Annotated in this window: 10 protein-coding genes and 1 pseudogene; 6 read left to right on the top strand and 5 right to left on the bottom strand. The window is 68.4% G+C overall.

Annotation, left to right across the window (positions count from 1 at the left end; translation table 11 throughout):
* Nucleotides 1-55 precede the first annotated feature (55 nt).
* The gene (locus tag ACSFA2_RS17730; protein ID WP_435456634.1) at nt 56-1,441 is read right to left on the bottom strand and encodes an aminopeptidase P N-terminal domain-containing protein; all 1,386 of its coding nucleotides are present in this window, start codon (nt 1,439-1,441) and stop codon (nt 56-58) included.
* A 167-nt stretch (nt 1,442-1,608) separates the two neighbouring features.
* Here ACSFA2_RS17730 and ACSFA2_RS17725 point away from each other — a divergent pair, with 167 nt between their 5' ends.
* Complete coding sequence (locus ACSFA2_RS17725) at nt 1,609-3,633, top strand: hypothetical protein (RefSeq protein ID WP_435456633.1); 2,025 nt, start codon at nt 1,609-1,611, stop codon at nt 3,631-3,633.
* A gap of 22 nt (nt 3,634-3,655) precedes the next feature.
* Here the strand turns inward: ACSFA2_RS17725 and ACSFA2_RS17720 are convergent, their stop codons facing one another.
* Nucleotides 3,656-4,354 carry a nucleotidyltransferase family protein gene (locus ACSFA2_RS17720; protein ID WP_435456632.1) on the bottom strand — a complete coding sequence of 233 codons (699 nt, stop codon included), beginning with the start codon at nt 4,352-4,354 and terminating at the stop codon, nt 3,656-3,658.
* A gap of 14 nt (nt 4,355-4,368) precedes the next feature.
* Complete coding sequence (gene speD / locus ACSFA2_RS17715) at nt 4,369-4,758, bottom strand: adenosylmethionine decarboxylase (protein WP_435456631.1); 390 nt, start codon at nt 4,756-4,758, stop codon at nt 4,369-4,371.
* Between the two features lie 125 nt (nt 4,759-4,883).
* On the opposite strand from speD, the gene tkt reads away from it, so the two are divergent.
* The 3 genes from tkt to ACSFA2_RS17700 all read left to right on the top strand — a co-directional run bounded on the left by tkt (nt 4,884) and on the right by ACSFA2_RS17700 (nt 9,042).
* On the top strand, nt 4,884-6,935 hold the full coding sequence (gene tkt / locus ACSFA2_RS17710; RefSeq protein ID WP_435456630.1) for a transketolase: 2,052 nt from the start codon (nt 4,884-4,886) through the stop codon (nt 6,933-6,935).
* A 40-nt stretch (nt 6,936-6,975) separates the two neighbouring features.
* Nucleotides 6,976-7,977, top strand: a complete 1,002-nt coding sequence (gap, locus tag ACSFA2_RS17705) for a type I glyceraldehyde-3-phosphate dehydrogenase (protein WP_435456629.1) — start codon at nt 6,976-6,978, stop codon at nt 7,975-7,977.
* Nucleotides 7,978-8,127: 150 nt separating this feature from the next.
* Nucleotides 8,128-9,042: a c-type cytochrome gene (locus ACSFA2_RS17700; RefSeq protein WP_435456628.1), complete on the top strand. Its 915-nt coding sequence runs from the start codon at nt 8,128-8,130 to the stop codon at nt 9,040-9,042.
* A gap of 10 nt (nt 9,043-9,052) precedes the next feature.
* Here ACSFA2_RS17700 and ACSFA2_RS17695 read toward each other — a convergent pair whose 3' ends face one another.
* Entirely contained in the window at nt 9,053-9,361 is a 309-nt protein-coding gene (locus ACSFA2_RS17695) for a putative quinol monooxygenase (protein WP_435456627.1), read from the bottom strand.
* Nucleotides 9,362-9,421: 60 nt separating this feature from the next.
* On the bottom strand, nt 9,422-10,354 hold the full coding sequence (locus tag ACSFA2_RS17690; RefSeq protein ID WP_435456626.1) for a LysR substrate-binding domain-containing protein: 933 nt from the start codon (nt 10,352-10,354) through the stop codon (nt 9,422-9,424).
* A 116-nt stretch (nt 10,355-10,470) separates the two neighbouring features.
* Between ACSFA2_RS17690 and ACSFA2_RS17685 the strand changes: the two genes are divergently transcribed.
* Nucleotides 10,471-11,565, top strand: a complete 1,095-nt coding sequence (locus ACSFA2_RS17685) for a tartrate dehydrogenase (protein ID WP_435456625.1) — start codon at nt 10,471-10,473, stop codon at nt 11,563-11,565.
* A gap of 58 nt (nt 11,566-11,623) precedes the next feature.
* Nucleotides 11,624-12,612, top strand: a pseudogene (locus ACSFA2_RS17680) (Bug family tripartite tricarboxylate transporter substrate binding protein).
* Nucleotides 12,613-12,621 lie beyond the last annotated feature (9 nt).

The raw sequence follows: 12,621 nt of genomic DNA, 5'->3' as shown, positions 1-12,621 counted from the left end.
CGTTCTCGCCCACATGGGTGCGCACATCGATGACCGGGTAGACCGGAGCGCCTCGTCAGGCCCGCATCAGCGCCTCGATCTCGTCGGCATCGACCGGCACGTCGCGCGTGGTCAGCTCGCAGCCGTTGGCGGTGACGATCGCATCGTCCTCGATGCGGATGCCGATGTGGTGGAACTGCGCCGGGACGCCCTCGCCCGGCCGCACGTAGATGCCGGGTTCGATGGTCAGCACCATGCCTGGGTGCAGGATGCGGCTGGGGCGGTTCTTGATGGTCTCGCCGCTCAGCGGGTCCTTGCGTTCGCTCACCTCGCCCTGCTGCGTGGGCTCGACGTAGCTGCCGCAGTCGTGCACGTCCATGCCCATCCAGTGGCCGGTGCGGTGCATGTAGAACGGGAAGTAGGCGCGCTGCGCGATCACGTCCTCGAGGCTGCCGACCTTGTTCGCGTCGAGCAGGCCGACGTCGAGCATGCCCTGCGCGAGCACCTTCACGGCCGCCTCGTGCGGGTCGTTGAAGCGGTTGCCGGCCTTGGTGGCGGCCACCGCGGCGTATTGGCTGGCCAGCACGATGTCGTACAGCGCGCGCTGCGGGCCGGTGAATTTGCCGTCGGCCGGGAAGGTGCGGGTGATGTCGCTGGCGTAGCCGTCGAGCTCGCAGCCGGCGTCGATCAGCACCAGCTCGCCGGGGCGCACCGGCGCCACGTCCGCGTGGTAGTGCAGCACGCAGGCATTGGCACCGGCGGCGACGATCGACGGGTAGGCCGGGTACTGCGAGCCGCCCATGCGGAATTCGTGCATGAGCTCGGCGTCGAGGTGGTATTCGCGCAGGTCGCGGCCCTCGCGCAGCATGCGGGCGGAGGCCTGCATGGCGCGCACGTGGGCGCCGGCGCTGATCGTGCCGGCGCGCCGGATGATGCCGAGCTCGTGCGCGTCCTTCACCAGCCGCATCTCGTCGAGCGGGCCGCACAGGTCGCGCTGCTGGTCGGGGCACATCGCGCCGAAGCGCACGCGCGACCGGACCGACGACAGCCAGCCGTCGATGCGCGACTCCAGCCCCTTGTGCGTGGCGAAGGGATACCAGACGGCAGCCGTGTTCTCCAGCAAGCGGGGCAGCTTGGTGTCGAGGTCGGTGACGGGGCAGGCGGCATCGACACCCAGCGCTTCGGGCGCGGCTTCGGGGCCCAGCCGGTGGCCATCCCAGATCTCGCGCTCCAGGTCTTTCGGCGCGCAGAACAGGGTGGCGTGGCCGCTGCCGGTCAGCACCAGCCAGGCGTTGGGCTCGGTGAATCCGGTCAGGTAATAGAAGTAGCTGTCGTGACGGTAGAGGTAGTCGCTGTCGCGGTTGCGCGGCCGCTCCGGTGCGGTCGGAATGATGGCGATGCCACCGGGCCCGATAGTTGCTGCAAGACGATTGCGTCGGGCTATGTAGAAGGAAGTATCCATTGCTGTAACCATACCGCGGGTTTGTAACGACACAAGTGTGGCATCTCTGCCGACGCGAGCAAAGAATTGAAAGAAGAGTTCCCGCCGACAGGCCAAAACGGTACAAATGCGCCACTGTCAATCAGAGGATTCCTACATTGTTCACAGTTACTGAAAATAAATTCGCAATGTCGCTTGTTTTGGCGGCGGCATTGGTCGGTTGCGGTGGCGGCGGTGGTGGCGGCGGGACCGGTACGACGGCGTCGGGCAGCAGCAGTGTCAGCAGCACGACACAGGCCGACATCGGGAGCGGCGCCACGGGCACCGTCCCGCTTCAGAACGATGTCGTGGACAGCGCCGTGAACGTGGTGCCCGCTGCCTACCGCGAGACGGCCTTGCAGTTCAGCAAGGCGGCCGGGATCGAATACCGGTACGGGCCTTCGGCGGCCACCTACGGCAAGGCCGGCAACAGCGGGCTGCCGACCTGGGGCACGCGCGGCGACCAGTCCTACGACCCGATCTCCATTCGCAATGCCGGCGGCAGCCGGGGCTGTGTGCCCGCCAGTCAGGGCGGCTATTGCGGCACCTGGCAGGTCGGCGGCCCCTTGCTGACCGATCCCGGCGACTATTCGTCGGCGATCGTGCATACGGCGTACATCGCCGACGCGCCGGCGTCCCACGTGGGCATCTCGAACCTGCAGGCCATCAACATGGCCCACAACACCTTCGCCCAGAAGCCCGAGCCGAGCTGGACGGCCGACTACAGCAACGGCGTCGACGACAGCGCAGCCGTCAGCTATGTCGGCCGGGGACTCAGTGCGCGCGAGCCTGTGGCCGTGGGCCGTTGCTACGGCCGCTCCGGCTGGTGCACGAACAGCCTGATGGTGTTTCAGAACGGCCTGATCGGTACGACCGGCAGCAACACGTCGTCCAATCGCGCCACGGTCCAGTTGGCGGCGGGCAAGGTGCCCACCGCCATCGCCGTCACCGGCAGCAACGAGTTCGCACTGGTCACGGTGTGGGACACGGTCAACCTGAAGGGCCAGATCGCGGTCATTGCGCTGGCCAGCCTGTGCGACGGCTGCAACCCCGACGATCCGTCGGGTTCGTCGGGCTCGAGGGCCTGGTACAACCACTGGGGCGATTGGGGCAACGTCTACCCCGGGCTGCCCAACCTCGGCAACACGGCCTACATGAAGGTGCTCGGCTACGTGGATCTTCCCGACAACCTGCGCGCACCCACCGAGATCTCGTCGTCCACGGGCATCGGGTTCGAGGACTACAACCGCACCTTCGCGCCGGGCACCAACAACCTCCAGAACTACTACGCACTGCCGCTCACGGACCAGACCAACCGCACGAGCTTCTACTCGGGCGTCAACGGCGGCGCCTATGCGCGGGCCGGCGTGGCCGTGGTGATCTCCAAGTCGGAGAAGCGAGCCGCCTTCATCGACCTGCGTCCGCTGTTCAGCTATTACCGCGAGAAGTACTTCGGCGGTTCTCAGTCCGACTTCAACGCCTTGATCGCCAATCGCGGCGCCGGCGCCAGCCAGTGGCCCTACACCTTCGACGCGGTGGCGTCGCAGAAGCCGGCGGTCATCAAGACCATCGACCTGGACAACCGTCCGACGGCTGTCAACGTGCGGCCGAACGATGGTCCCCGGCGCGCCTTCATCGCGACGCAGGAAGGCCAGCTGCACATCTATGACCTCGGCAACTACTTGAATGCCTCGGGCGGCGGGGCCGCCGCGGAAATCGTGCGCAAGGGCGGCGTGACCGTCGGCCGCAACCCGACCCACATCGCCTACGCGAAGCCGCACGACACCAACAAGGTCTACACGCAAGGCTTCGGGCGCGAGGTCATCGTCACATCGCGCGGCGATCGCCGGATCGAGTGGGTGCAGTTCGCGGCGGACTTCAACAGCGGTGCCGTACGTGGCAGTCCGTTGACCGACACGCGGCTGGTGGACCCCATCGCCGCCGAAGATGCCGAGAACCATGGCACCGAGTCCTATGTCCTGTCTGTGGCGGACTACGGCGGAAAGCAGGTGTCCAACTACCGCTATGGCCCCGTGGTCTTCTGGACCGACCAGGGCAGCGGCAAGGCGTGCCAGCCGCCCAATGGCTGCGCGACCAATGGCACCTACGAGTTCGGTGGCAGCTTCGCGCTGCCGGGCGGCCCGTTCCAGGTCTCCGGCTCGAACATCCCTTGACGGCCACCGCGCGGCGCCGGTCTCAGCGACCGGCGTTCAGCGCGGTCAGCCGTTCGGGTGTGCCCACATCCGTCCACGCGCCCAGGTAGCGTTCCGCGCTCACCTGGGCGTTTTCGATGGCGCGCCGCAACAGGGGTGCCAGGGCCGCTTTCGTGCCCTGGGGGTTGCCAGACGGGATGTTGCAGTGGGGCGGCGCGAAGAAGTCGGCCCGGTAGAGGGCGATCGTCGAGAAGGTCAGGCGCTCGGGCGCCTCGTTCAGCGCCAGACCGGCGGCCGATAGGCCGAAATCGCCCTTGGGGTTGTGTGACGGATTTGGCACCAGCCACAGGTGGGCCAGGCGGCCACTGGTGACAAAACGTGTCACAGCCGCCTCGGAAAAGACGAAATCCGGCGCATACACGTCGCCGGCCACCCCCCAGAACACGTCCCCGAGCATCGGCAAGGCGCGCACGATCCCGCCGGCCGTTTCCAGCGCGCCGCCGAAGTCGCGGCCCTCGTGGGAGTAAGCGATCGACGGCAGCGCGCTGCCGCCCGCGCCGAAGCGCGCCTCGATCTGCTCGCCCAGCCAGGCGGTGTTGACCACCGCCGACGAGAAACCGCCGGCCGCCAGCGCCTCCAATGGCCACTGCATCAGCGGCTTGCCGCGCACGTCGAGCAGGGGTTTGGGCGTGGCGTCGGTCAGCGGCCGCATGCGCTCGCCGCGGCCCGCGGCCAGCACCATGGCCCGTGCGCCGGTCATGCGCGCACCACCCGTGCGCCGCCGCGCGCGATCTCGTGGCGCTCGACGCGCCCCGGCTCGAACAGCGCGAGCAGCGTGTCCAGCAGCGCGCGCGCCTGGGCCGAATGGTCGGCGCCGAAGTTGCACACATAGACGTCCAGTGTGGCGCCGCGCAATTCGGGCCAGGTGTGGACGCACAGGTGCGATTCGGCCAGCAGCACCGTGGCCGTGACGCCGCCGGGGCCGTCGGGCGTCGCCGGAAAGGTATGGAACAGCTGGCCGACGGCCTGCAGCCCGGCGGCTTCGACGGCGCGGGCGCAGCGCTCGCCCAGCAGTTGCGCGTCGGTGAGCCACGGTGGCGCGCACTGGCAGTCGTGGAGATCGGCGGTGAGGTGCAGCCCTTGCATGGCTCGCGACTCTAGCAGCGCGCCCCTCGTCGGGTCGGGACTTGTCCTGGGTCAGGGAGCCCCCCAGACCCGGCCCGCTAAAATTGCGGGCTCCCCCCCAATCTCACCCCCGAAAGCCTTCCCCGATGGCCAACCAAGCCTTGATGGCCAACGCGATCCGCGCGCTGGCGATGGATGCCGTTCAACTCGCCAACTCCGGCCACCCCGGCGCCCCCATGGGCATGGCCGACATGGCCGTGGCGCTGTGGGGCGACCATCTGCGCCACAACCCGGTGAACCCGCACTGGGCCGACCGCGACCGCTTCGTGCTGTCCAACGGCCATGCGTCGATGCTGATCTATGCCGTGCTGCATCTGGCCGGCTACGACCTCTCGGTCGACGACCTCAAGAAATTCCGCCAGCTGCACAGCAAGACCGCCGGCCACCCCGAAGTGGGTGTGACGCCCGGCATCGAGACCACCACCGGTCCGCTGGGCCAGGGCATCACCAACGCCGTGGGCTTCGCGCTTGCCGAGAAGCTGCTGGCCGCGGAATTCAACCGCCCGGCGCACGCCATCGTCGACCACCACACCTACGCCTTCCTGGGCGACGGTTGCCTGATGGAAGGCATCAGCCACGAAGCGGCGGCACTCGCCGGCGCCTGGAAGCTGGGCAAGCTGATTGCGCTGTACGACGACAACGGCATCAGCATCGACGGCCCCGTCAAGCCCTGGTTCGTCGACAACACGGCCGAGCGCTTCAAGGCCTACGACTGGAACGTGATCGGACCGGTCGACGGCCACGACACCAAGGCGGTGTCGAAGGCGATCGCCGACGCGAAGAAGTCCGGCGACAAGCCCACGCTCATCATCTGCAAGACGCAGATCGGCAAGGGCAGCCCGAACCGCGCCAACACCGCCAAGGCCCACGGCGAGCCGCTGGGCGCCGACGAGATCGGCCTGACCCGCAGCGCGCTGCAGTGGCCGCACGCCCCCTTCGAGCTGCCCGAGGCCGTCTACGCCGAATGGGACGCCAAGGCCGCCGGCGCCAAGACCGAAGCCGCCTGGAACGAGCGCTTCTCCGCTTACACCAAGGCCTTCCCCGACCTGGCCGCGGAGTTCACCCGCCGCATGAAGGGCGAGCTGCCCAAGAGCTTCCACCAGACCGCGTTCGACGCCGTGGTGGCCGCCCATTCGAAGGGCGAGACGGTCGCCAGCCGCAAGGCTTCGCAGCTCGCGCTCGAAGCCTTCACCGCCGCGCTGCCCGAAATGATCGGCGGCAGCGCCGACCTGACCGGCTCGAACCTCACCAACACCAAGAGCACACCCAACCTGCGCTTCGACGACAAGGGCGACGTGGTGCGGAGCGTTGGCGGCGAGCAGTTCCCCGACGGCCTCCTGGGCCGCCACATCAACTACGGCGTGCGCGAATTCGGCATGGCGGCCATCATGAACGGCGTGGCGCTGCATGGCGGCTTCATTCCCTACGGCGGCACCTTCCTCACCTTCAGCGACTACAGCCGCAATGCGATCCGCATGGCCGCGCTGATGAAGCAGCGCGTGGTGCATGTCTTCACGCACGACTCCATCGGCCTGGGCGAAGACGGCCCGACGCACCAGTCGATCGAGCACGCCGCATCGCTGCGCCTCATCCCGAATCTCGACGTCTGGCGTCCGGGCGACACGGCCGAAACCACGGTGGCCTGGGCGGTCGCGCTGCAGAACGCCACGCGCCCGACCGCGCTGCTGCTGTCGCGCCAGAACCTGCCGTACTCGCCCAAGGGCGACCTGAGCGACATCAGCAAGGGCGCCTACGTGCTGGCCGAGCCCGAGCGCGTCGGCCTGAAGAACAAGAAGGTCAAGGCGGTCATCATCGCCACCGGTTCCGAAGTGCAGCTGGCGCTCAAGGCGCAGGAACTGCTCGCCGCCAAGAAGATCGGCGTGCGCGTGGTGTCGATGCCCTCGACCACCACCTTCGACCGCCAGGACGTGGCCTACAAGAAGAGCGTGCTGCCCAAGGGTGTGCCGCGCATCGCCGTCGAGATGGGCGTGACCGACGGCTGGTGGAAATACGGCGTGTCGGCCGTGGTCGGCATCGACACGTACGGCGAATCGGCGCCCGCGGGCGTGCTGTTCAAGCATTTCGGCTTCACGCCGGAGAACGTCGCGGCCACGGTCGAGGCGGCGCTCGCGCGCTGAGTTTTCCGGAATTGATTTTTCAACCTTAGGAGCAAGTCACATGGCTATCAAACTCGGTATCAACGGCTTCGGCCGCATCGGTCGCAACGTGCTGCGCGCAGCGGTGCAGAACTTCAGGAACGACATCGAGATCGTCGCCATCAACGACCTGCTCGAGCCCGAGTACCTCGCGTACATGCTGCAGTACGACTCGGTGCACGGCCGCTTCCAGGGTGAAGTCTCGGTCGACGGCAACACGCTGATCGTCAACGGCAAGAAGATCCGCCTCACGCAGGAGCGCGACCCGTCGGCCCTGAAGTGGAACGAAGCCGGCGCCGACATCGTGCTCGAATCCACCGGCCTGTTCCTCACCAAGGAAACCTGCCAGAAGCACATCGACGCGGGCGCCAAGAAGGTCATCATGTCGGCGCCCTGCAAGGACGACACCCCGATGTTCGTCTACGGCGTGAACGACAAGAAGTACGCCGGCGAAGCCATCATCAGCAACGCCAGCTGCACCACCAACGCGCTGGCACCGCTGGCCAAGGTGCTCAACGACAAGTGGGGCATCAAGCGCGGCCTGATGACCACGGTGCACGCCACCACCGCCACGCAGAAGACGGTCGACGGCCCAAGCAACAAGGACTGGCGCGGCGGCCGCGGCATCCTGGAAAACATCATTCCGTCGTCGACCGGCGCTGCCAAGGCCGTGGGCGTGGTGATCCCCGAGCTCAACAAGAAGCTCACCGGCATGAGCTTCCGCGTGCCGACCTCCGACGTGTCGGTGGTCGACCTGACGGTCGAGCTGGAAAAGGAAGCCAGCTACAAGGAAATCTGCGCCGAAATGAAGGCGCAGAGCGAAGGCGCGCTCAAGGGCATCCTGGGCTACACCGAAGACAAGGTCGTCGCCACCGACTTCCGCGGCGACCCGCGCACCTCTATCTTTGACGCCGACGCGGGCCTGGCGCTCGACAGCACTTTCGTCAAGCTGGTGAGCTGGTATGACAACGAATGGGGCTACTCGAACAAGTGCCTCGAGATGGTCAAGGTCGTGGCGAAGTAAGCACGGCCCACCGGTCGATCAGGAACGCGCCTTCGGGCGCGTTTTTCATGGGTGAGCGAGGGCGGCTAGGCCGGCCGGCATAGGCGATCTCGGCGATTGCGAGCCCGTGCGCTGGCCTCTAGCATCGCGCTCTTTTTCGGACGCCATCCCATGACGAAGAGATTGAAGAACGGGCTGCGCCTCGTCGGCCTGGCCCTCGCCGTGCTGGTGCTGCTCGGCGCCTGCGCGGTGTGGGCCGGCCTGCAACTGGCCGACCGCAAGATGCAGCGCAAGATCGATGTCGCCGTGCAGCCGGTCGCGCTGCGCCCGCTCACCGACAGCGCCGCCCTCGAGCGCGGCCGCTACCTCTACGCCTCGCGCGGCTGCGTCGACTGCCACGGCGCCAGTGGCGGTGGCCGCACCTTCATCGACGACCCGAACGGCCTGCGCGTGGCCGGCCCGCACATCAGCCCTGGCCCCGGCAGCGTGACCGCCGCCTACCGGCCCGAGGACTGGGTGCGCGTGATCCGCCACGGCGTGCATCCGCTCGGCCGGCCGCTGATGATCATGCCGAGCGAGGACTACAACCGCTTCACCGACGACGACCTGGCATCGCTCGTCGCCTACATCCGCAGCCTGCCACCGACGCCCGGCGCGGCCGCAGTGATCGACCTGCCGCTGCCGGTGCGTGCGCTCTACGGCTTCGGCCTGATCCAGGACGCCGCCGCGAAGATCGACCACACGCGCCCGCCGGCCGCACCGGTGCCCGAGGGCGTGAGCGTGCAGCACGGCGCCTACGTGGCCAACATGTGCCTGGGCTGCCATGGCGCGCAGCTGGTGGGTGGCAAGATCCCGGGCGGCCCGCCCGACTGGCCGGCCGCCTCGCGGCTGGCACCGGGCGAGGGCACGGTGATGACGCGTTACCCGGATGCCGAATCGATGATGCGGTTGTTCAAGACCGGCCAGCGCCCCGACGGCACGCCGGTGCAGGTGATGCCCTTCGAATCGCTGCGCGAGATCAGCGAGACCGACATGCGCGCGCTGCACCTTTACCTGCGGCAGCTGCCACCGCCAACGAAAGGCTAAGCGCCGCGGGTCAGACGGCTTCGAGCACGTGGATCGTGCGGCTGGCCGTCCAGTCCTTCACCTTCGCGCCGTATGCCGCCATGTGCGGCGACGCGGCATGCGCCTGCAGCGCGGCGACGCTTTCCCAGCGCTCGATCACGACGAAGGTGTCGTCGCCGACGCTGCCGCGCGACGGCGGCATGCCCGCGGCGTCGACCATCGCTTCGTACGCGATGCAGCCATCTTCGGCGAGCACGGCCGGCACGTTGGCCTGAAAGGCTTCGAGGACCTGGGCGCGCAGGCCGGGCTTGGCAGTGATGAAGGCGAGGACGTGGATCATGGAAAGAGGTCTCCTGGTGAGGCGGTGAATCTAACGCGCGATCGTCCGCCAGCCTGACGCCTATTTGCCAGTGCCCCCCGCCCCGCCCTTCGCCAGCGCCGCGGCCATGAAGTCGACGAAGGCGCGCACCCGCGTCGACAACTGGTGGCGCTGCGGGTACACCGCGTGAATGTCGGCCTCGGGCATGCGGTAGCCGGGCAGCACCTGCACCAGCCGGCCGCTGCGCAGATAGCGCGCGATGTCCCATTCAGCCCGCATCACGATGCCGTGGCCGTCGAGCGCCCAACTCACTGCGATCTCGCCGTCGTTGGTGGTGAGCGGGCCGCGCGTCTTCACGGCCTGGGTTCGTTGCGTGGCGCCCCGGCCGCTGGTCAGGCGCCAGGTGCCGTAGGCTTCGTCGCCCTGCCGGATGCCGATGCAGGCGTGGCGTGCGAGGTCGTTCGGCACCTTGGGCGTGCCGGCGCGCGCCAGGTACGCGGGCGACGCGCACAGCAGCCGCCGGTTCGACGCGATGCGCCGTGCGATCACGCGCGTATCGGGCGGCACGCCGAAGCGGATGCAGACGTCGAAGGCGTCGTCGGTCAGCGGCGGCGGGTTGACCGACAGCTGCAGCTGCACGTCGACCTCGGGGTAGCGGCGCGCGAAGCGCGAGATCACCGGCGCGACGTGGCTGCGGCCGAAGCCCAGCGTCGCGTTCACCCGCAGCAGGCCCTGCGGCTCGCCCTTGGCCTGCCCCAGCAGCTGGGCCATGTCCTCGATCTCGCCGAGGATGCGTCGCGCATGCGCGACGTACAGCTCGCCCTCCGGCGTGAGGCCCATGCGCCGCGTGGTGCGGTTGACCAGCGTCACGCCCAGCCGGGCCTCCATGAGCGCGAGCCGCTTGCTCACCGCCGGCGTGGTCACGCCCATCTCGCGCGCCGCCGCGCTCAGGCTGCCGGCTGCGGCCAGCGTCGAGAAGAAGCCCAGTTCCGCGGGCTGGATGGAGGCACTCATGGACTTTCCATTGTTGAACTCAGGTTAACGATGGATTCAACTTCGGCGCGAGTAAATCGCGCGGGGCGATCCTACAGTGCGTCCTCCAGACCACCGCCGTATTGAAGGACGACACCATGAAGACCTATCGCATCGCCACCATCCCCGGAGACGGCATCGGCAAGGAAGTGATTCCCGCCGGCCGGCAGGTGATGGACGCGCTGGCCGCAGCCGACGGCACGCTGCGCTTCGAGTTCGAGGACTTCGGCTGGGGCGGCGACTGGTTCCGCGCGCACGGCGAGATGATGCCGGCCAACGGCCTGGACGCGCTGCGCGACAAGGACGCCATCCTCTTCGGCTCGGCCGGCGACCCGCACATCCCCGATCACATCACGCTGTGGGGCCTGCGCCTGAAGATCTGCCAGGGCTTCGACCAGTACGCCAACGTTCGGCCCACGCGCATCCTGCCGGGCATCGACGGCCCGCTCAAGCGCTGCGGCCCGAAGGACCTCGACTGGGTCATCGTGCGCGAGAACTCCGAGGGCGAATACGCCGGCGTCGGCGGCCGCGTGCACCAGGGCCACCCGATCGAGGCCGCGACCGACGTGAGCATGATGACCCGCGCCGGCGTCGAGCGGATCATGCGCTTCGCCTTCAAGCTGGCGCAATCGCGCCCGCGCAAGCTGCTCACCGTCGTCACCAAGAGCAACGCGCAGCGCCACGCGATGGTGATGTGGGACGAGATCGCGGTGCAGATCTCGAAGGAATTTCCAGACGTCACCTGGGACAAGGAACTGGTCGACGCCGCCACCGCGCGCATGGTCAACCGGCCGGCCACGCTCGACACCCTCGTCGCCACCAACCTGCATGCCGACATCCTGAGCGACCTGGCCGCCGCGCTGGCGGGCAGCCTGGGCATCGCGCCCACCGGCAACATCGACCCGGAGCGCCGCTACCCGTCGATGTTCGAGCCGATCCACGGCTCGGCCTTCGACATCATGGGCCAGGGCCTGGCCAACCCGGTCGGCACCTTCTGGTCGGTCGTGATGCTGCTCGAGCATCTGGGCGAGCCCGCCGCTGCGGCCCGTGTGATGCAGGCCGTGGAACACGTGACGGCCAACACCGCGCTGCACACGCGCGACCTCGGCGGCACGGCCACCACCGACGCGGTCACGCGCGCGGTGTGCGAGCACATCGGCAGCGCGCGAAGCAACGAACGCCGCGCCGCCTGAGCGGCGGCGCCAACGCGGCGCCAGCGAAGAGATTCACAACAAAGACGGAGACAACACCATGCGCATTTCCTTTTGGCCGCATCGTCGGTACCTCGTGCACGCCGCCGCGCTCGCCCTCGGCCTGTCGTCCACGCTCGCCCTGGCGCAGGCCTGGCCCACACGCTCGATCAGCCTGATCGTGCCGTTCCCCGCCGGCGGCACCACCGACGTGCTGGCGCGCGCGCTGGCCGACAAGCTGTCGCAGAGCCTCGGCCAGCCGGTGGTGGTCGAGAGCCGGCCAGGCGCCGGCGCGACGCTTGGCGCCGACTACGTCGCCAAGGCCAAGCCCGACGGCTACACGCTGCTGATGGGCGCGGTGCACCACACCATCGCCACCAGCGTGTACAAGAAGCTGCCCTACGACTTCCAGAAGGACCTCGCGCCGGTGAGCACCGTGGCAATGGTGCCCAACGTGCTGGTGGTCAACGCCGCGCTCACGCCCGCGCGCAACGTGACCGAGCTCGTGGCCTTCGCCAAGGCAGCGCCGACGAAGTTGGCCTACGGGTCGAACGGCAACGGCACCGCGCAGCACCTGATCGGCACGCAGTTCCAGGCCAGCACCGGCGTCGAGCTGCTGCACGTGCCTACAAGGGCAGCGGCCCGCTGACGACCGACCTGCTCGGCGGCCAGGTGGCGATGTCCTTCGACACCATCACGCCGGTGCTGCAGCACATCCAGGCGGGCAAGCTGCGCGCGCTGGCCGTGACGACCGCGAAGCGCTCGTCGGTGCTGCCCGACGTGCCGACCCTGGAAGAGGCCGGGCTCAAGGGCTTCGACATCGGCACCTGGTTCGGCGTGCTCGCCCCGGCGGCGACGCCGAAGGACGTGGTCGCGCGCCTGAACACCGAGATGGTCAAGATCATCCGCTCGCCGGATTTCGCGCAGCGCATGCAGGCCATCGGTGCCGAGCCGCTGGGCGGCACGCCCGACCAGATGGCCAAGCAGATCGCCGACGAGACCACCAAGTTCGCGAAGCTGGTGAAGGACGGCAAGGTCGCGATCGACTGATCGCCGCCG

Source organism: Variovorax cryoconiti (assembly GCF_051216395.1).
Classification (GTDB): Bacteria; Pseudomonadota; Gammaproteobacteria; order Burkholderiales; family Burkholderiaceae_C; genus Variovorax.
Note: the sequence above shows the minus strand (reverse complement) of the source record. Positions and strands in the feature narration are given on the sequence as shown.

Bases quoted from the DNA above. Each gene is read 5' to 3' on its own strand.
- ACSFA2_RS17725 (WP_435456633.1), top strand. From the start codon at position 1,609: ATGTCGCTTGTTTTGGCGGCGGCATTGGTCGGTTGCGGTGGCGGCGGT.
- gap (WP_435456629.1), top strand. From the start codon at position 6,976: ATGGCTATCAAACTCGGTATCAACGGCTTCGGCCGCATCGGTCGCAAC.
- ACSFA2_RS17720 (WP_435456632.1), bottom strand. From the start codon at position 4,354: ATGGTGCTGGCCGCGGGCCGCGGCGAGCGCATGCGGCCGCTGACCGAC.
- ACSFA2_RS17695 (WP_435456627.1), bottom strand. From the start codon at position 9,361: ATGATCCACGTCCTCGCCTTCATCACTGCCAAGCCCGGCCTGCGCGCC.
- ACSFA2_RS17700 (WP_435456628.1), top strand. From the start codon at position 8,128: ATGACGAAGAGATTGAAGAACGGGCTGCGCCTCGTCGGCCTGGCCCTC.
- ACSFA2_RS17690 (WP_435456626.1), bottom strand. From the start codon at position 10,354: ATGAGTGCCTCCATCCAGCCCGCGGAACTGGGCTTCTTCTCGACGCTG.
- ACSFA2_RS17685 (WP_435456625.1), top strand. From the start codon at position 10,471: ATGAAGACCTATCGCATCGCCACCATCCCCGGAGACGGCATCGGCAAG.
- tkt (WP_435456630.1), top strand. From the start codon at position 4,884: ATGGCCAACCAAGCCTTGATGGCCAACGCGATCCGCGCGCTGGCGATG.
- ACSFA2_RS17730 (WP_435456634.1), bottom strand. From the start codon at position 1,441: ATGGATACTTCCTTCTACATAGCCCGACGCAATCGTCTTGCAGCAACT.
- speD (WP_435456631.1), bottom strand. From the start codon at position 4,758: ATGCAAGGGCTGCACCTCACCGCCGATCTCCACGACTGCCAGTGCGCG.